Annotated in this window: 18 protein-coding genes; 14 read left to right on the top strand and 4 right to left on the bottom strand. The window is 63.3% G+C overall.

Going from position 1 to position 18,900, the window contains the following annotated elements; genetic code table 11:
• The first annotated feature begins 2 nt into the window (after positions 1–2).
• Positions 3–311: a hypothetical protein gene (locus tag AC1RRC_RS08430; RefSeq protein ID WP_493054838.1), complete on the top strand. Its 309-nt coding sequence runs from the start codon at positions 3–5 to the stop codon at positions 309–311.
• A 40-nt stretch (positions 312–351) separates the two neighbouring features.
• Here the strand turns inward: AC1RRC_RS08430 and AC1RRC_RS08425 are convergent, their stop codons facing one another.
• Both AC1RRC_RS08425 and AC1RRC_RS08420 read right to left on the bottom strand, forming a co-directional pair.
• The gene (locus tag AC1RRC_RS08425) at positions 352–849 is read right to left on the bottom strand and encodes a MarR family winged helix-turn-helix transcriptional regulator (protein ID WP_493054837.1); all 498 of its coding nucleotides are present in this window, start codon (positions 847–849) and stop codon (positions 352–354) included.
• A gap of 143 nt (positions 850–992) precedes the next feature.
• On the bottom strand, positions 993–1,499 hold the full coding sequence (locus AC1RRC_RS08420; protein ID WP_493054836.1) for an O-acetyl-ADP-ribose deacetylase: 507 nt from the start codon (positions 1,497–1,499) through the stop codon (positions 993–995).
• A gap of 134 nt (positions 1,500–1,633) precedes the next feature.
• Between AC1RRC_RS08420 and AC1RRC_RS08415 the strand changes: the two genes are divergently transcribed.
• From AC1RRC_RS08415 to AC1RRC_RS08385, 7 genes are all read left to right on the top strand, one after another.
• Entirely contained in the window at positions 1,634–2,062 is a 429-nt protein-coding gene (locus AC1RRC_RS08415; RefSeq protein WP_493054835.1) for a hypothetical protein, read from the top strand.
• 215 nt (positions 2,063–2,277) lie between these two features.
• Positions 2,278–4,893, top strand: coding sequence for an ATP-binding protein (locus tag AC1RRC_RS08410; protein ID WP_493054834.1), 2,616 nt, complete (start codon positions 2,278–2,280; stop codon positions 4,891–4,893).
• Between the two features lie 178 nt (positions 4,894–5,071).
• Positions 5,072–6,283 (top strand): sensor histidine kinase, encoded by a 1,212-nt coding sequence (locus tag AC1RRC_RS08405; protein ID WP_493054833.1) that lies wholly within the window; start codon positions 5,072–5,074, stop codon positions 6,281–6,283.
• On the top strand, positions 6,283–7,122 hold the full coding sequence (locus AC1RRC_RS08400; protein WP_493054832.1) for a LytR/AlgR family response regulator transcription factor: 840 nt from the start codon (positions 6,283–6,285) through the stop codon (positions 7,120–7,122). Before AC1RRC_RS08405 ends, AC1RRC_RS08400 begins: the two co-directional genes overlap by 1 nt.
• A 122-nt stretch (positions 7,123–7,244) precedes the next feature.
• Entirely contained in the window at positions 7,245–9,716 is a 2,472-nt protein-coding gene (locus tag AC1RRC_RS08395) for an ABC transporter permease (protein ID WP_493054831.1), read from the top strand.
• Between the two features lie 302 nt (positions 9,717–10,018).
• Positions 10,019–10,720, top strand: coding sequence for an ABC transporter ATP-binding protein (locus AC1RRC_RS08390; RefSeq protein ID WP_493054830.1), 702 nt, complete (start codon positions 10,019–10,021; stop codon positions 10,718–10,720).
• Entirely contained in the window at positions 10,711–11,478 is a 768-nt protein-coding gene (locus AC1RRC_RS08385) for a hypothetical protein (RefSeq protein ID WP_493054829.1), read from the top strand. Before AC1RRC_RS08390 ends, AC1RRC_RS08385 begins: the two co-directional genes overlap by 10 nt.
• Positions 11,479–11,542: 64 nt before the next feature.
• Here AC1RRC_RS08385 and sodB read toward each other — a convergent pair whose 3' ends face one another.
• A complete protein-coding gene (sodB, locus tag AC1RRC_RS08380) occupies positions 11,543–12,121 on the bottom strand; it encodes a superoxide dismutase [Fe] (protein ID WP_493054828.1) in 579 nt (192 codons plus the stop codon).
• 113 nt (positions 12,122–12,234) lie between these two features.
• Positions 12,235–13,587 (bottom strand): exodeoxyribonuclease VII large subunit, encoded by a 1,353-nt coding sequence (gene xseA, locus AC1RRC_RS08375; RefSeq protein ID WP_493054827.1) that lies wholly within the window; start codon positions 13,585–13,587, stop codon positions 12,235–12,237.
• 1,068 nt (positions 13,588–14,655) lie between these two features.
• On the opposite strand from xseA, the gene AC1RRC_RS08370 reads away from it, so the two are divergent.
• The 6 genes from AC1RRC_RS08370 to adk all read left to right on the top strand — a co-directional run bounded on the left by AC1RRC_RS08370 (position 14,656) and on the right by adk (position 18,727).
• On the top strand, positions 14,656–15,264 hold the full coding sequence (locus AC1RRC_RS08370; protein WP_493054826.1) for a MotA/TolQ/ExbB proton channel family protein: 609 nt from the start codon (positions 14,656–14,658) through the stop codon (positions 15,262–15,264).
• Between the two features lie 9 nt (positions 15,265–15,273).
• Entirely contained in the window at positions 15,274–15,699 is a 426-nt protein-coding gene (locus AC1RRC_RS08365) for an ExbD/TolR family protein (RefSeq protein ID WP_493055506.1), read from the top strand.
• 110 nt (positions 15,700–15,809) lie between these two features.
• Positions 15,810–16,886, top strand: a complete 1,077-nt coding sequence (lpxK, locus tag AC1RRC_RS08360) for a tetraacyldisaccharide 4'-kinase (RefSeq protein WP_493054825.1) — start codon at positions 15,810–15,812, stop codon at positions 16,884–16,886.
• Complete coding sequence (locus tag AC1RRC_RS08355) at positions 16,867–17,043, top strand: Trm112 family protein (protein ID WP_493054824.1); 177 nt, start codon at positions 16,867–16,869, stop codon at positions 17,041–17,043. The genes lpxK and AC1RRC_RS08355 overlap by 20 nt, the downstream gene beginning before the upstream one ends.
• Positions 17,043–17,795 (top strand): 3-deoxy-manno-octulosonate cytidylyltransferase, encoded by a 753-nt coding sequence (kdsB, locus tag AC1RRC_RS08350; protein WP_493054823.1) that lies wholly within the window; start codon positions 17,043–17,045, stop codon positions 17,793–17,795. Before AC1RRC_RS08355 ends, kdsB begins: the two co-directional genes overlap by 1 nt.
• Positions 17,796–18,070: 275 nt before the next feature.
• A complete protein-coding gene (gene adk / locus AC1RRC_RS08345) occupies positions 18,071–18,727 on the top strand; it encodes an adenylate kinase (RefSeq protein ID WP_493054822.1) in 657 nt (218 codons plus the stop codon).
• Positions 18,728–18,900 lie beyond the last annotated feature (173 nt).

Raw genomic sequence — 18,900 nt, 5'->3', positions numbered from 1 at the left:
CGATGAGCAGTGACTCCGAAAAGCAAGTGATGGAAATTTACCGCGAGTCAGCGCCGGACGAGCGCGGGCTGGTGGGGCGCCGCACCATCAACCATGTGGCGTGGAGCTTGCTGCTGGTGACCATCACGTTTTCGGCCTGGCTGATGCTGGCGCTGGTCAACGCGGAAAACCAGCGCAATGCGCTGGCCAACCGCAAGTGCGCGGACCGCGTGTTCGCCACGGAAATCGACCATGCCTGTCTGAAGACCGTGAAAACACGGGATCACTGGTGGGAACATGTCGGCTATGCGCTGACGCACCTGAAGCCATGATTTGACGTCCCCCAAGCCCGCTGTCAGCGGGCTTGTTTTTTTAGATCACGTGTTCCAGGTTGTCGAGCTGCCGCTTGAACAGCTGCTCCAGCATCCGGCGTTCGTCGGCGGTATAGCCGTCATACGCCCGCGTGGTGCGCGACCACACTTCAGGCATCACTTGTTCCACCAGCTTGCGGCCGGCATCGGTCAGCGTGATCATCACGCAGCGGCGATCGCCCGGACGGTTGCCGCGCGTAATCAAGCCCTGGCTTTCCAGGTCATTGCACACGCGGGTCAGGTTGGCGGGTTTTTCCATGCACGCTTCCCCCAGGTTGGACGCGGTGGACGTTTCATTATCCGAGCCATACAGCACCGCCAGCACCATGTAGCTGGCGTCCACCAGGTCATACTTGCGCAGCGCCGCGTTCGACAAATCCTTCATGCGCTTTTGGACGTGATAAGTCATGCGCATCAGGCGGATCAGCTCTTCAGGGAAGGCCGGCAGCCGTGCGTGGATGTTTTTCAGGCGCTTGTTGGTGGCTTCGAAATTGCTCATGGGCGCTCTCCTTTCTCTCCACTATGAAAGGTTTGATTGTATATCGCATAGTTGAATATTCAGCAATGTATCTCCGCTTTCATGCCTTCACCGGGACCTGCCATCAGGAATGTGTGGTTTTCCCGCAGCCGTGCCGCCAGTCGTCAGCTCAACAGGGTTTCATACAGCGCCAGGTCGCGTTCGGAAAAGCAGCAGAAAATGATTTCCTCCATGCCGCTGGCCGGCGCCGCGGCACGCACCGCATCGACGGCAATGACGGCGGCATCGGCCACCGGATAACCGTATACGCCGGTGCTGATGCAGGGGAAGGCGATCGAGCGCGCGCCCAGCCTGGCGGCCAAGGCCAGTGAGGTGCGGTAGCACGACGCCAGCAAATCCGCTTCGCCGCAGCTGCCGCCTTGCCAGACGGGACCGACGGTATGGATGATGTGGGCGGCCTGCAGGCGGTAACCCCCGGTCGCCTTGGCCTGGCCGGTATTGCAGCCATCGAGCTGGCGGCACTCTTCCAGCAATTCCGGGCCGGCGGCGCGGTGGATCGCGCCATCGACGCCGCCGCCACCCAGCAGCGAAACATTGGCGGCATTGACGATGGCATCCACCGGCAAGGTCGTGATATCGGCAACGATGGCGCGCAACTGGGGACCGGCCATGATCGTGACTCCGCAAACTGGGCATAGTTCATTGTAGGACATGGCATACCATTCCGGCAGGCACGGTCGCGCCCTGTATCGGGGGGCTTTGTTAGAGTGGGGTGGAAGTCGTATGGCTTTACAGGAGAATGATCATGTCAGGCAACAGTACCCTCGACCCCGATAATTTCCCCGCCACCCTGGACCGCGAGCTCGGGCGCGGCCATGGCACTGGTGCGCTGGGTCCCAGTGACAGTTCCGATTCCGGCAGCGACGTCCAGGGCGGCAGCGGCCTGGCGCGGCAACTCGATACCGGCTTAAGGCAAGGCACCAACGAAGACACGGAAATGGGCACGGCGCATGGTACCGCCGGGCCCGATCTTGGCGACGCCGATCTCGACAGCGATACCGATGCGGGCGGCACCGGCGAACGTGCCGCGGCAGGGCGCGACAGCGTGGTGCGCGATGGCGCCGATATCGGCGTTGACCATATCGAAACGTTGCCAGTGGATGGCGGGATCGCGGACGACGATGAAGCGGACGAGGATGAACGCCGGACCCACGATACGGCCCGGGCGCGCTGACGCCGGCACTGTGGCATCGGCCCGCTGCGCAGCGGGCGGCGGCGGCCTGGCGCGCGACCGCCATCACATCACGTCCCGATGCGCTGCAAGTGTGTCGAATTATTAACATCAGGGGCGAATAACGTGTGACGAAATATGCACTTGTACCAAGGTGCAGGTTACAAATTGAATGTTTCCGGCTAGCATGCCTGATCTATGTCAAGAGAGTCGGGCGCATGGCCATTTTTTCCACGGGGACGGCTGATCCGGCAAGCGCGTCCTCCGAGGCCGGCATGAACCGCTTGCAGCGGCAGGCGCGCCGCCGCATTTCCATTGTCTTCATCGTCAGCACGGCGCTGGCCGCGTTGGTCACGGTGTTACTGGCCGTGTTCGCGATGCTTTCCTACAACGCGGAAAGCAATGAGCGGTGGCGCGCGCTGCACCGCGAACTGGAAGCCAGCGCCGACCAGTTGACGGCGGCGGTGGCGCTGCCGGCCTGGAACTTCGACGACCGCCAGATCATCGCCATCGTGCGCGCCAGCCTCAGCAACCGCGATTTGTACGGTTGCACCGTCACGCTCAGCAATGGCATGCAATTCGTCTTCGTGCGCAATGCGCAGGGCGACATCGAGCGGGTTTCCACGCCGCCCGACATCCCGGCCTTGCGCACGGCGGTGCGCACCATCGAAGTGGCGGGCCGGGCCGTGGGGTCCGTCAAGATGCACGTGACGCCGCAATATGTGCTGCAAACCCTGCGCGACCGCCGGGTGGAACTGACCACGGCCATCGTGGCGCTGGACCTCACGCTGGTGGCCGGCCTGTACCTGCTGCTGTGGTATCTGGTGCTGAAACCCCTGAAGGAAGTGGGCCGCTACGCCGCCGCCGTGAAAGCCGGCGACAAGGCCAGCGGCGCGGCGCCGCGCGACCGCATGTTCTTTGGCGAATTGCAGACCCTGAACGAATCCATCCTGGAAATGGTCGACTTGCTGGACCGCCGCTACAGCGCCATGCAGGCGTCTGAAGAACGGCTGGCGATCGCCACCGACGCCGCCAACATCGGAATCTGGGACTGGGATGCGCGCACCGGGCGGCTGGTGTGGGACCGGGAAATGCACCGCCAGTACGGCGTGCCGCCCGGCGCGTTTGAAAACAACCAGATGGCGTGGGAAAGCCGGCTGTTGCCGGAAGACCTGGACCGCGTCAACCGCCTGATCGACGCGGTGCGCCGGGGCGAACGGGAATACCGCACGGAATTCCGCATCCGCTGGCCCGATGGGCAGATCCGCTACATCAAGGCGGCGGGCCGGCCCTTCCGTGGCGACGATGGCGAATTGCTGCGCATGGTGGGCGTCAATTACGACATCACGGAAATCAAGATGGCGGAACATGAATTGCGCCGCCACCGCAATCACCTGGAAGAGCTGGTCGATGCGCGCACCGAAGCGCTGTCGGTGGCGGTGACGGAAGCCAAGGCCGCCAACCGCGCAAAAAGCGTGTTCCTGGCCACCATGAGCCATGAATTGCGCACGCCGCTGCATTCGGTGATCGGTTTTTCGCGCCTGCTGGCCGATTCGCACACCATGACGGAAGAGGAAAAACGCAACCTCGCCGTGATCAACCGCTCCGGCCAGCATTTGTTGACCCTGATTAACGATTTGCTGGAACTGTCGAAGATCGAGGCCGGCCGCATCACCTTGCAGGCGCAGGTGGTGGATATGGAAGGCTTGCTGCGCGAAGTGATGGATATGCTGGGCGCGCGCGCGCGCCAGGCCGGACTGGCGATGACGCTCGACTGCGCCGGGTTGCCGCGCGCGATCCGCATCGATGGCGCGCGCCTGCGGCAGGTGTTGCTGAACCTGGTGTCGAACGCGGTCAAATTTGCCGAGCAGGGCAGCGTGACCCTGGTGGCGCGCGCCATCCCGCTGCAGGAAAAGCACTATGCGCTGACCCTGGCCGTGCGCGATACGGGGCGGGGCATCGCGCGCGAAGACCAGCAGCGCATTTTTGAACCGTTCGTGCAGACCGACAGTTCCGGCTCCAATGAAGGCACGGGACTGGGCCTGACGATTTCGCGCGAATTCGTGCGCATGATGGGCGGCAAACTGGAAGTGGAGTCTGAACTGGGCAATGGCGCGGAATTCCGCTTCACGATCGAGGTGGAAGCGGCCAGCGCGGCGCCCGGCGAGCTGGCCAGCGTGGTCGAAGCGCTGGAGCCGGCCGAGCGCGGCCGCCGCATCCTGGTGGTCGATGACAATGCCGACAGCCGCCACCTGATCGACAGCCTGCTGTCGCCGCTGGGCTTCATGGTGGAAACCGCCGCCGACGGCGCCAGCGCGCTGGCGGCCATGAAACGCTGCCCGCCCGCGCTGGTCATCATGGACTGGCGCATGCCGGGGCTCGATGGCTTGCAGGTGATGCGCTGTATCCGTTCCGACCTGGAACATGCGCAGCCGCGCGTGGTGATGATGACGGCATCGGCGTTCGCTGAAGAACGCCAGCAGGCGCTCGATGCGGGCGCCGATGAATTCCTGTGCAAGCCGATCGAACAGGACACCCTGTTCCAGGTGCTGGAACACCAGCTGGGCGTGCGCTTCCGGCGCCGCCAGCGGGCCTCGCCGGCGCGCCAGCAGCCGCTGACGGAAGCCGAACTGGCGCAATTGCCGTATGAAGTGCTGATGGGCGTAAAGGAAGCGCTGCACCTGCTGTATACGGCGCGCGCGCTGGAATTGCTGGAATCGTGCCGCGCCACCCACCCGGACATCGTGCAATCGGTGGTGGCCATGCTGGAACAGCACCATTATCCGCAACTGTGCGGCATGATCGACATTGTTTGCGCCGCACCCGAAATGTAGGCTTTCATGATCGACATTGTTTGCGCCGCACCCGAAATGTAGGCTTTCATGATCAACACGGTGTGCGCCGCGCCGGAAATGTAGCCATTCGTCCACATCAGTGGCAATTCGTCGCACTCACCGTTGATTCGTCACCCCGGACTGTTGCTGCGCGCCAGCCTGCCCTACACTGGCGGGCATGGACAAATTCACCACATCCGCCATCCCCGGCACATCGGGTACATCGGGCGCGCCGGGCATACTTGGCATCCTGAGCCGGGCCTGGGCCACTCTCTGGATCCTGAAAAAACACCGCGACGAACCGCTGTGGGCGCGCATCGTGGTCGCCACGGTGGTCGCGCTGGGGGCCGGCACGCTGCTGATGGTCATTTCAGGCGTGCTGACAGGGCGTGAATCGGATCCTGGCTGGTGGCGCGCCTCGTACGGATTCAATATGGTGGTGTCGGTGCAGATTGCCTGGTTCACGTTGGTGCTGACCTGGCTGATCGAGCGTTTCCTGCCGGAGCGCTGGCTGGACCGGATGTCCAATCCCACCGACTGGCGCGCCATGGTGATGTGCAACCTGGCCCTGGCGGCGGGTTTAACGGTGGGCTCGAGCAGCGGCCTGTATCTCACGGCATCGGCCTGGCACTTCCGCGCCGCCGATTTCATCTCCCATCCGCTGGCGCAGGCGCGCTTTTATATCCTGCTGGCGGTGGCATCGGTCATTGCATGGGGCTGGTGGCTGGCCCGGCTGCGCCAGCACCAGCGCCAGCGCGCACTGCAGTTCCTGGCGACCGAGGCGCAGCTGCGTCTGCTGCAAGGCCAGATCGAACCCCACTTTTTGTTCAACACGCTGGCCAACGTGGAAAGCCTGATGGATGCCGACCCGCCCCGGGCGCGCCAGATGCTCGAAGCGTTCACCGATTACCTGCGCGCCGGCCTGACCCAGATGCGCAGCGGCGACAGCCGGTTGGCGGCGGAGCTGGACATGGCGGAGCGCTACCTGGAACTGATGCGCATCCGCATGGGCGGCCGGTTGTCGTACCGTATCGAGGCCGACGCCACGGTGCGCGCCGTGCGCATGCCGACCCTGCTGCTGCAACCGCTGATTGAAAACGCGATCCACCACGGCATCGAAGGCAAGGTCGATGGCGGTACGGTGACGGTATCGGCGCAGGTCGACGGTACCAGGCTGGTGTTGCGGGTCGATGACGACGGCCTGGGACAGGCCGCCGCGAACCGGCCGCACCGGCGCGGCGCCGGCATGGCGCTGTCCAATATCCGCAGCCGCTTGCAGGCGCGCTTTGGCGCGCGCGGTTCGCTGACTCTCACCATTGCGGAAAACGGCGCCAGCGCGGTGCTGGTCTTGCCGCCATCCCCGGAAACCACTGTACAGGAGACTGTTTAATGTCCGCACCAATCACCGCCCTGATCGCCGACGATGAACCGCATCTGGCCAATCACCTCAGGGAACAATTGCTGGCGCTGTGGCCGGAACTGCACATCGTGCACATGGCCGCCAATGGCGCCGATGCGGCCGCCGCGATCGCGGAACTGAGCCCGGACATCGCTTTCCTCGATATCCAGATGCCGGGCCTGAATGGACTGGAAGTGGCGCAGGGCATCGAAGGCGCGACGCGCGTGGTGTTTGTCACGGCCTATGATGAATACGCGGTGCAGGCGTTCGATGAAGCCGCCATCGATTACCTGTTGAAGCCCCTGCGGCGCGAACGGCTGGCGCGGGCGCTGGAAAGAGTCAAGGCCACCCTGGCGCCGGCCGAGGACGACGGCCGCTTGGCGCAAACCGTGCACAAGCTGCTGCAGGCGCAGCTGCGCCACTTGCAAGCGCCGCAGTGGTCCCCGCCGCAGCCGCCATCGCCGGCGCAGCCCGCACCCGCCACACAATCCGCCCCGGCTGGTCCGCGCCTGCACTATATCCGCGCCTCGCAGGGGACAATGACACACCAGGTGCCGGTGGCCGAGGTGTTGTATTTCCAGTCCGATGAAAAATACACGGTGGTGCGCACGCGCGGCGGCGAACATTTGATCCGCACGCCGATCGCGGAATTGTCGGCGCAGCTCGACCCGGAGCGTTTCATGCAAATCCACCGTTCCACCCTGGTCAACCAGGACCACGTGGAAGGCGTGCGGCGCGACGAAAGCAGCCGCATGTTTGTGCGCCTGCGTGGTGTCGAGGGGGAATTGCCGGTCAGCCGCGCATACGTGCACCTGTTCCGCGCCATGTAAATTCCGCCGGGTTCTTGCACGCATATTGCCGTTCGTCGCGCCAGTGTGCTGTTCGTCGCATGCCTCATACAATCTTCAGCCACGGTGGGTAACCTTGCGTTTTCCCCTTGACTGGAGACGGAATGTTCAGGCTGGCCCTCAAAATGGCGTTGCGCGACTGGCGCGCGGGAGAATTGCGGCTGCTGCTGGCGGCGCTGGTGCTGTCGGTGGCGGCGATTTCCGCCGTGGGCTTTTTTGCCGACCGCTTGCGCGCCGGCATGCTGGAAGACAGCTCGGCCCTGCTGGCGGCCGATATCACCGTGTCGTCGGATGTGCCGCTGGCGCCAGCTTGGCGCGATGAAGCCCGTCGGCGCGGCTTGCGGACCGCCGCCACCAGCGCCATGGCCGGCATGGCGTCGGCCGGCGGCCATGCCACGCTGGTCTCGCTGAAAGCCGTGGAACCAGGCTATCCGCTGCGCGGCAGTGTGCAATTGCGCGGCGCCGACGGCGCCCCAATCCTGGCGCAGGGCGGCCCGGCGCGCGGCACCGTGTGGATCGACGCCGCCGCCGCCGCGCGCCTCGATAGCGGTATTGGCCAGGTGCTGCGCATCGGCGCGGCCGATTTTACGATTGCCGGCGTGATTGCGGTGGAGCCGGACCGGCGCCCATCGCCGGTCTCCTTTGCCCCGCGCGCCATGATCGCCGCCGCCGATTTGCCGGCGACGGACGTCATGCAACCCGGCGCGCGGGCACGCCATACGCTGCTGGTGGCCGGTGCGGCGGACGCGGTGGCGGAATTCGGACGCCATGTGAAGGACGCCAAAGCCGCCGGCATCACCGTGCAGACCGCGCAGGATGCGGGGCGCGACCTGGCGGAGATCCTCGACAAGGTGCGCGGTTTCATGTCGCTGGCCAGTGTGCTGGCCGCGATCCTGGCGGCGGTGGCGATTGCCATGGCCACGCGCCGCTACCTGCTGCGCCACCTCGATGCCTGCGCCATGCTGCGCTGCCTGGGCTTGCGCGAAGGGCAGGTGTTGATGTTGCACGTTCTGGAATTTGCACTGGTCGGCCTGGCCGGCGGCGTGCTGGGCGTGGCGCTGGGCTATGCCAGCCACTTGGCGCTGCTGCACTGGCTGGGCGGCATGCTGCCATCCACGCTGCCCGCGCCGGGCTGGCAGCCGGCCGTGCAAGGGTTCGTTGCGGCGCAAGTGGCGCTGGCGGGATTTGCGCTTCCGGCGCTGCTGCAAATGCGGGGCGTGTCGCATGTGCGGCTGTTGCGGCGTGAAACCACGGCGCCGCGTGGCGCCACCGTGGCGGCATTCGCGCTGGGCGGCGCCGCGTTCACCGGGTTGCTGTTGTGGACCGCCGGCGACGCCATGCTCGGTATCGGCGCCGCGCTGGGCGTGTTGCTGGCCGGTGGTGTGTTTGCCACGGTGGCATGGCTGGCGCTGGCGTTGCTGGGACGGCTTGGCCCCGGTTCCGCCGCCACCGCCTGGGGACTGGCGACGGTGTCGCTGCGCCGCCACGGCGGCGCCACCGTGGCGCAGGCGGTGGCGCTGGCGATCGGCTTGATGGCGCTGCTGCTGTTGACCGTGGTGCGCAGCGACTTGCACGCGGCGTGGCGCGCATCGGTGCCGGCCGGCGCCGCCAACCAGTTTGTCTTTAATATCCAGCCGGACCAGCACGATGCGCTCGCGCGGCGCTTGCAGGTCTACGGTGCGCCGCAACTGCATCCGTCGATCCGGGGCCGGCTGCTGGAAATCAATGGCAAGCCCGCGCGCGACGGTGAAGCTGGCGCAGCCGGCGAGGGCAAGGCGCAGGCCGTGGAAGCCGACCTGTCGGCCAGCGCCAGCCTGCCTGCAGCCAGCACCGTGGTGCAGGGGCAGTGGTTTGCCGGCGGTGAGACGGCGCCGCAGGTGTCGGTGGGCGAGCAGGCCGCGCAGCGCTTCAAGCTCAAGCCCGGCGACATGCTGGCGTTCGACATCGGCGGCTTGCCGCTGCAGGCGCAAGTGACCAGTATCCGCAAGATCAACTGGCGCCAGCGCACCCCCAGCTTTGATTTCGTGTTGAATCCCGCCGCCGCCGCGGACATGCCCGCCACCTATGTGACGATGTTCCATGCGCCGGAAGGGGACCGCGCCCTCGGCGCGCTGGCGCGCGAATACCCGAATATCAGCCTGGTCGACATCGGCTATTTCGTGCGGCAAATGCAGCGCGCGCTGGAACAGGCCACGTCCGCCGTAGAGTTCCTGTTCGTGTTCACGCTGGCGGCGGGCGTGCTGGTGCTGTATGCGGCGCTGGCCGGCAGCCAGGATGCCCGTACCGGCCAGGCGGCGCTGCTGCGCGCGCTGGGCGCCACGCGCAGCAAGTTGTCGCGGGCGCAAGCGATCGAACTGGCGCTGACCGGCGCCCTGGCCGGACTGCTGGCGGCGCTGGGCGCCAGTTTCGGCGGCTGGGCGCTTGCACACTGGGTTTTCGACCTCACATGGGGCTGGTCACCCATGGTCTGGCCGGCGGGCATCGCCGCGGGCGTGTTATGCGCGCTGGCAGGCGGCTGGCCGGGCTTGCGCCAAGTATTGAATCAACCGCCGCTACGCTCGCTGCGGCAATGTTAAACAACGAGAGCCGGGCCTTTGGGCCGGGGATCCTCAAGGTTAGCAATGGGTGCCGGGCCTTTGGGCCGGGGATCCTCAAGGTTAGCAACGGGTGCAGGGCCTTCAGGCCGGGCATCCTCAAGGTTGGCAACGGGTGCAGGGCCTTCAGGCCGGGCATCCTCAAGGTTGGCAATGGGTGCAGGGCCTTTAGGCCGGGCATCCTCAAGGTTGGCAATGGGTGCCGGGCCTTCAGGCCGGGCATCCTCAAGGTTGGCAACGGGTGCCGGGCCTTTAGGCCGGGCATCCTCACTATAGGAAGCGATATGCAAAACATCATTGAAGTACGCGAGCTGGGCAAGCGGGTGACGGATGCCACCGGCGAACTGACCATCCTCGACAACGTCGGCTTTTCCGTGGCGGCCGGGGAAACCGTGGCGATTGTGGGTGCTTCCGGTTCCGGCAAATCCACCTTGCTGGGCATCCTGGCCGGCCTCGACACGCCGAGCTCCGGCACCGTGAAACTGGCGCAGACCGATATCTTCGCGCTCGACGAAGATGGCCGCGCCCAGTTCCGCCAGGCGCGCCTGGGCTTTGTGTTCCAGTCGTTCCAGCTATTGCCGCATTTGACGGCGCTGGAAAATGTCATGCTGCCGCTGGAATTGCGCGGCGACAGCGCGGCCCGCGCCAAAGCCGAAGCCATGCTGGAACGGGTGGGACTGGGCAGCCGGCTGAAGCACTATCCGAAATTCCTGTCCGGCGGCGAACAGCAGCGTGTGGCGCTGGCGCGCGCGTTTGTCTCCGAACCGCCGCTGTTGTTTGCCGATGAACCGACCGGCAGCCTCGATGCCGCGACCGGCGAAGCCGTCATGCAACTGATGTTTGCCTTGAACCGCGAGCGCGGTTCGACCCTGGTGCTGGTCACCCATGATCCCGCGATTGCCGCGCGCTGCGGCCGCATCGTGACGATGGCGGCAGGCCGCCTGTCCGGCGAATTGCACCCGGCGGCGGAGGCGTTATGCGCGTGAACCGCTCGGCGCTGCTGGGCGCCACGCTGCTGGGCACGACGTTGCTGGCCGGGACGGCGCATGCCGACGGCCTGGCGGACTTGAAAGGCGCGCTGCAGCGCCTGCATGCCAGCAACCCGGTCAAGGGCGTGCTGAAAGCGGAAACCACGCGCAGGATGGGCGAGGGCAGCGAATCCGATGAATATGCGGGCAGCGCGTCGGTGCAGGTGGAGGATGGCGCGCAGGGCTTGCGGCTGCAATATGGCCGTGATTTGCTGGCGCGGATGGATGCCGACCAGCTGGCGGTGGCGAAAAATCCCAACGCGAAAACCCCGGCCCTGTATGCACTGAAGGAAATGGGCCCCGATGATTTGCGGCCGATGGTGTCGGCGGCGGAAAACCTGGCGCGCGATATCGAGCGCGCCACGTTCAAGGTGGAAAAAAACGTTGAATGGCAGGGCAAGCCGGCGCGCCAGCTGACGTTTGTGGTCCCGTCCAAAGTGCTCAGCGACCGCGAACGCAAGTACGTCAAGGAATTCGATGGCGCCCTGGACGTCTGGATCGGACAGGATGGCACGCCGCTGGCCAGTCACCTGAACTGGCACGGCTCGGGCCGGGCTTATGTCGTGGTGAGCTTTGAATTCCGGCAGGAAGTACGCAGTACCTATGCGCTGGCGGGCGACCGGCTGATGACGGTGCGGCAGGAACGCCGTTTCAGCAATTCCGGCGCGGGGGAAAAGAGCGAAGTCCGGACGGTCAAGACGCTGCAGGCAGGGTAGTGCGTCGTCACAGGACGTAAAAAAAGCCGGCAGTGCCGGCTTTTTTCATATCAGCGCAGAACGATCAGGCGAAGTTCTGTGCTGCGAAGTCCCAGTTTGCCAGCGCGAAGAAGTTTTCAACGTACTTCGGACGCAGGTTGCGGTAGTCGATGTAGTACGCGTGTTCCCACAGGTCGCAGGTGATCAGCGCTTTGGCATCGGTGGTCAGCGGGGTGGCGGCGTTCGAGGTGTTGACGATGTCAACCGAACCGTCGGCCTTTTTCACCAGCCAGGTCCAGGACGAACCGAAGTTGCCAACGCACGACTTGGTGAATTCTTCCTTGAACTTGTCGAACGAACCCCACTTGGCGTTGATGGCGTCAGCCAGCGCGCCGGTTGGAGCGCCGCCGCCGTTTGGCTTCAGGCCGTTCCAGTAGAAGGTGTGGTTCCATACCTGGGCCGCGTTGTTGAAAATGCCGCCGGACGATTTCTTGACGATTTCTTCCAGGGACAGGTTTTCGAACTCGGTGCCCTTGATCAGGTTGTTCAGGTTGGTGACATACGCTTGGTGGTGCTTGGCGTAGTGGTATTCCAGCGTTTCTTTGGAGATGTGTGGCGCCAGGGCGTCCATTTCATACGGCAGGGCCGGCAGGGTATGTTCCATGTGAGTTCCTTATGGTTGAGTCAGAAAGGCATTTTTGCTGAAACGTCCACTATTGTAAACCTTCGCGTGGCGTGGCGCTTGGAATGCCCATTATTGGCGCCAGCGTATGGTTTTCATCCCAGCGATGGTTGCACCGACGCGATGCCGATGTCCGCGCTGCCTTGCGCCAGCCGGACGGAAACGGTGGTGTGGGGCTGCAACTGCCCCGGCGCGCGCACGATCGCGCCGCTGTTGTCGGTGACGATGGCATAGCCGCGCTCCAGTGTGCGCTGGGGATTGAGCAATTCCAGCTGGGCCGCCAGCGCGTTCAGGCTGTCGCGCCGCTGCTCGCGCTGGCGGCCGCTGGCCAGCGCGGCGCGGCGACCCAGCGCATCGAGCTGCGCGCGCAGGTTGGCCGGATCCGGGCGGCAGGCTGACCAGCGCGCCTGGAGTTTGTCAAACGCCACGCGGGCCTGGCGCACCGGGGCGCGGTTGGCATGGGTCAGCGCCATCGCGTGCGCTTGCAGGCGGGTGCGTTGCTGGCGGATTTGCGCGGCAGGACTCAGCAAGCGGCGCGCCTGGCCATCGAGCGTTTGCTGCGCATCGTCCAGCCGGCGCCGCATCGCGCGTTTCAAGTCCGTGGCATCGGTGCGCAGCGACGCCAGCCAGTCGGCGCGCGGCGTGGCGGCCAGTTCGGCGGCCGCGGTGGGCGTGGCGGCCCGCAAGTCCGCCGCAAAGTCGGCAATGGTGAAATCGGTCTCGTGGCCGACACCGGAAACCACCGGCACGGCGCAATTGGCGATCGCATACGCCACCGCTTCATCATTGAAACACCATAAATCTTCAATACTGCCGCCGCCCCGGCAGACCAGCAGGACGTCGCATTCGGCGCGGCGCGAGGCGGTATTGATGGCGGCGGCAATCTGCTCCGCCGCCAACTGACCCTGTACCAGCGTCGGGTAAACAATCACCGACACGTGGGGCGCGCGCCGCGCAAGCGCTGTCAGCACATCGCGCAGGGCGGCCGCTTGCGCACTGGTGACGATGCCGATGGTGCGGGCGAACATGGGCAGCGCCCGTTTGCGTTCCTGGTCGAACAGGCCGGCCGCGCCCAGTTTTTCCTTGAGCCGCAGGAACGCTTCAAACAATTGCCCGACACCCGCGCGGCGGATGGCTTCCACATTGATCTGGTAATCGCCCCGTGGCGCATACAAGGTCACCAGCGCCCGCACCTCGACCTTGTCGCCTTCGCGTGGCACAAAGCCGGCATATTGCGCCCGGCCCCGGAACATGACCGCGCGCACCTGGGCCGCGTCATCTTTCAGGGTGAAATACCAGTGGCCGGAACTGGCGCGGGTAAAGTTCGAGATTTCCCCGGATATCCACGTCAGGGGAAACGAGCGCTCGAGCATGCGGCCAACCGCCTGGTTGAGGGCGGAAACCGTGATGACGCCGCTGACGGCGGCCTGGTTATCGGGATAAGTCATGGTTCGGGGAAAGAAAGCTGTCCACAAATTTTTTCTGGGGTCATGCTTATGTCATATATGACTTACTCTGGCAAGTCTTTTTTCTAACCACTTGATTATTAAAGCGAATTATCGATGCTTCATTCGTGAGCATTTCAGGAAAATCCTTATAGATCAAGTACTTTACGGTAACGTCAGGTGGTTACGCACAAAGTTATCCACATAAATTGTGTGGAACTTTCCTGGGCCATGTTGCACTGCGGGGCGGATAAGTATAGTCGTGCTGAAAATTTACTCATGGAAATTTTATCGTTTTAAATCAATTACTTGCATGGTGGAAGTGGTGTTTGCTCACAATTTTATCCACAGAAGATGTGCAGAACTTTGCGCGGTACGGGCAGTTCCCGGCACTGCTTAAATTTTGTGCGCAACAATAAAAACATTACAAATCAATGGCATAGGGTGCAGTTCCGGGCATTGCTCACAATTTTATCCACACAATGTGTGCAGAAGTGCACCAGCGCGACAGCGGTGGAGCGGATCTCTTTTTGATTAATTTTTGAGCATGTGATAAATATCATTTAAAATCAATGGCTTATGCTTTAATCTTGGCCTTGCTAACAATCTTGTCCACAGTTTCTGTGCAGAATGCGGAACTTGTCCCCATTCGTCGCCGGAGCCATGGCGGAAACAGGGAAAAGCCGCTATTTCGGTGGGGAAAACATGCCTGTGCAAAATTTTTGTGCGTGGATAGAAAACGCTTATGAATCAAGGGGTTTTCTGTGCAACAAGGCTATTGCTCACAATCTTATCAACAGAATGTGGGGAGAACTGCACAGTTGCCGCGAGCCCGGTAGAGCGGGTTTGCTGCCTGTTTTTTAATCGACGGAATTAAACCATTTAAAATCAATGGCTTAACATGGTGTTCCGGTGCTTGTGCACATTTTTCTCCACAGAAAATGTGCAGAATGCACAGTTTCATGAATGACAGGACCTTGGATCACTTGCCGACAGGGCGGCAACACGCTACATTGCGCGTTTAGGCAACTTGCCGCTGCAACCGCTGCAACTAATCCCCAGGAGTTTCATTTGCTCGCAATCATCCAAGCCGCAGGCTGGCCCATCTGGCCGCTGCTGATCGCTTCCATCGTCGCCACCGCCCTGATTATTGAACGCCTGATGTACTTGCGCCGCACGCGCATCCTGCCCCGCCAACTGTTTGACGAAGTGGTGGGCGTGTACCGTGGCGGCAAGATCACGCCGGACGTGATCCAGAAACTGGAACAGAGTTCGCCGCTGGGTGTGGTGTTGTCGGCCGCGCTGCGCAACGTGGATGCGCCGCGCGACGTGATGAAGGAAGCGATAGAAGAATCCGGCAGCGGCGTGGCCCATACGCTGGAGCGGTTCCTGACCACGCTGGGCACGATCGCGTCGCTGGCGCCGCTGATGGGCTTGTTCGGCACCGTGGTCGGCATGATTGAAATCTTTGGTTCGCAAACTGCGGCGGGCACCAATCCCGCGCAACTGGCGCATGGTATTTCCGTGGCGCTGTATAACACCGGTTTTGGCCTGGCGATCGCCATGCCGACCCTGGTGTTTTACCGCCACTTCCGCGCGCTGGTCGACAGTTTCGTCATCGAGATGGAGCAGCAAGCCGTGAAATTCGTCGATGTGGTCCACTTTTCGCGCAAGAACTGACCCATGGCCATGAACTTCCGCCGTGGGCGCTTGCGCGAAGATCCGGAAATCAACCTGATTCCGTTTATCGACGTGTTGCTGGTGATCCTGATCTTCCTGATGGTGACCACCACCTATAGCAAATTTACGGAATTGAATATCACGCTGCCAACCGCCGACGCGGAAAAGGCCGCGGAACGCCCCAATGAAATCAATGTCACCATCGATGCCAAGGGTAATTACACGGTCAATAACGTGCCAGTGTCGTTCCAGAACGTGGCGGGCCTGGCGGCCTCGCTGAAAGCGGCGGCCCATGATCCGGCGAAAGCGCCGGTGGTCATCATCAATGCCGACCAGTTCGCCATGCACCAGATGGTGGTCAACGTGATGGAAGCGGCCCGCCTGGCGGGCTTCGACAAGCTGACGTTTGCCGCCCAGACCGGCACGGCGAAATAACCGCACACCTTCGCAACCTTTTCATCCCAGTGCACCCGGGTGCCAGGCCCTTGCGGCTTGCCTCCCGGGTGCGCGGCGATCCGCTGATCCGCTGATGCGGCACTACCCTTATGTCTGAACCGTCCAAGCTGGAATCGATCCTGACCCGCAACTGGCTGCGCCGTGGCCCCCTGGCCTGCGCGCTGTGGCCGGTGTCCGTGCTGTTTGGCGGGATCGCCGGCGTGCGCGCGCAACTGTTCCGCGCCGGCATGTTGAAATCCGAACGCTTGCCGGTCCCGGTGGTGGTGGTGGGCAATATTTATATCGGCGGCACCGGCAAGACGCCGCTGACGATCTGGCTGGTCCAGGCGCTGCGCGACGCCGGCTTCACGCCGGGCGTGATTTCACGCGGCTTTGGCAGCGAGGCGTCGGGGCCCCGCCCGGTGACGGCGGCGTCGTCGCCGCGCGAGGTGGGCGACGAACCGGTGCTGATTGCCGCCCGCACCGGGTGTCCTGTGATGGTGGGGCGGCAGCGGGTGGCGGCGGGCAGGGCGCTGCTGGCGGCCCATCCGGACGTCGATATCCTGGTGGCGGACGATGGTTTGCAGCATTACGCCATGCAGCGCGACGTGGAAATCATCTTGTTTGACAGCCGTGGTGTGGGGAATGGCTGGCTGTTGCCGGCCGGCCCGCTGCGCGAAAAACCGTCGCGGCGGCGCGATGTCACGGTGGTCAATGCGCCGCAGTTGGGGCCGGACCTGGCTGCGCAAGTGCGGGGCAGGGGCCGCCGGCACAACACGGTGACCGTACCGTTGCAGATGGTGCTGGAAGCGGGCCAAGCGGAGCGCCTGTCCGGCACGGCGGCGATGCCGCTGGCGGCCCTGGCCGAGCGGGCCCGGCAGCAGGGCTGGACCGTGGCCGCTGCGGCCGGAATCGGCAATCCGGCGCGGTTTTTCACGATGTTGAAGGGCGTTGGCTTTGATTTGGTGGAGATTCCATTGCCCGATCACCATGATTTCCTCGATCGCCCATTCGACGGCGTGACCGCCGATGTGATCTTGATGACCGAGAAGGATGCAGTAAAATGTCGCCAACTTGAAGAATTCAGGGACGATCCACGCCTGTGGGTGGTGCCCGTGTCCGCGCGCATCGATGCCGCGCTGGCAAAACAATTAGTGGAGAAATGTCGTGGATGCTCGACTGCTTGATATCCTGGTCTGCCCTGTCTGCAAAGGGCCTTTGGAATACGATAAGAAAGCCCAGGAACTGATCTGCCGCGGCGACCGCCTGGCTTACCCGATCCGTGACGGGATTCCGATCATGTGGGCGGATGAAGCCCGTACCTTGCAAGATCCGGCGGAATAATGGCATTTACAGTTATTATCCCGGCCCGCCTGGCGTCCACGCGGCTGCCGAACAAGCCGCTGGCCGACCTCGGCGGCAAGCCGATGGTGGTGCGCGTGGCGGAGCGCGCGGCGCTGTCCGGCGCCACCCGCATCATCGTGGCGACCGACCATGAATCGATCCGCGCCGCCTGTGAAGCGCATGGCGTGGAAGTGTGCATGACCCGCAGCGACCATCCGTCCGGCACCGACCGCATTGCCGAAGTGGCGCGCGCGCTGGCGCTGGGACCGGATGAGGTCGTGGTCAACCTGCAGGGCGATGAACCGCTGATCGAGCCAGCGCTGCTGGCCGCCGCCGCCGCCCGCATCAATGCCGGCGTGCCAATGTCCACTTGCGCCCACCCTCTGCACGACGTGGCCGAGGTCTTCAATCCCAACGTGGTGAAAGTCGTGCTCGACAAGCAAGGCCGTGCGCTGTACTTCTCGCGCGCCACCATTCCGTGGGCGCGCGATGCATTCGCCGTGGACAAGGCCTCATTGCCGGCCGGCTATGTGCCGCTGCGCCATATCGGCCTGTATGCCTACCGCAATGATTTCCTGCAGGCGTACCCCACGCTGGCAGTGTCGCCGCTGGAAACCATCGAAGCGCTCGAGCAGTTGCGCGTGCTGTGGCACGGTTATCCGATTGCCGTGCACGTGACCGACGAGGCGCCCGCCGCCGGGGTCGATACACCGGAAGACCTGCTGCGCGTACAGCGCCTGTTCCAAGGCTGAGTTAAAGCAGATTGCATGCTGATCACGGCCGGATTCCGGCCGGATCACGGCTGTTTTAGCGACGATGCGGGGACGTGATAAGCCATGCCGAAGCGATTGTCTTACACCATCCTTACCTGCGCGCCATTTCGTCATTCTTCGTGCAAATTTGGCCACGAACTGGCGTAGAAGCTGCTTTTTGTGGTAAGTTTCGTGGCGAAGGTAGACAGACCGGCAGCATTTGCAGCATTTGCACACATACCACCGAATTCTCAATTCATTATCCAGGAATTTTCATGCGTCTCATTCTGTTAGGAGCACCCGGCGCCGGTAAGGGCACCCAAGCTAATTACATCAAGGAAAAATACAACATTCCTCAGATCTCCACCGGCGACATGCTGCGTGCCGCCATCAAGGCCGGCACGGAAATGGGTCTGGCAGCGAAGAAAGTCATGGATGCGGGCCAACTGGTGTCGGATGACATCATCATCGGCCTGGTCAAGGATCGCCTGAAAGAAGCGGATTGCGCCAACGGTTACCTGTTCGACGGCTTCCCGCGCACCATCGCGCAAGCGGACGCCATGAAAGACGCCGGCGTGGCAGTGGACTATGTGCTGGAAATCGCGGTGCCGGACGAAGCCATCGTCGAGCGCATGAGCGGCCGCCGTTCGCACCCGGCCTCCGGCCGCGTGTACCACGTGAAGTTCAATCCGCCGAAAGTCGAAGGCAAGGATGACGTGACCGGTGAAGAGCTGGTGCAGCGCGACGACGACCAGGAAGAAACCGTCAAGAAGCGCCTGGACGTCTATCACAACCAGACTGAAGTGCTGCTGGGTTACTACAACAAGTGGGCCGAATCCGGCACGCCGGGCGCACCGAAGTACCGCAAGATCGAAGGCCTGGGCCCGGTCGAAGAAATCCGCGACCGCGCGTTTGCCGCACTGGCGAGCTGATCACTGACGATCGATCCTTGCATCATCCAAAACGGCGCTGCGGCGCCGTTTTTTGCTTTCTGATCTGGCGCAAAACGTCACGTGGTTTGAATAAAACGCAACGCAAATTGCTTATTTTTCCACCTTTGCGGTAGACTCAGAACAACTTCGGTTTTCAGCATGTGCAGTACGCA

This window comes from Pseudoduganella sp. GW821-FHT12E03 (assembly GCF_058807115.1).
This window is presented reverse-complemented; position numbering and strand designations above follow the sequence as displayed.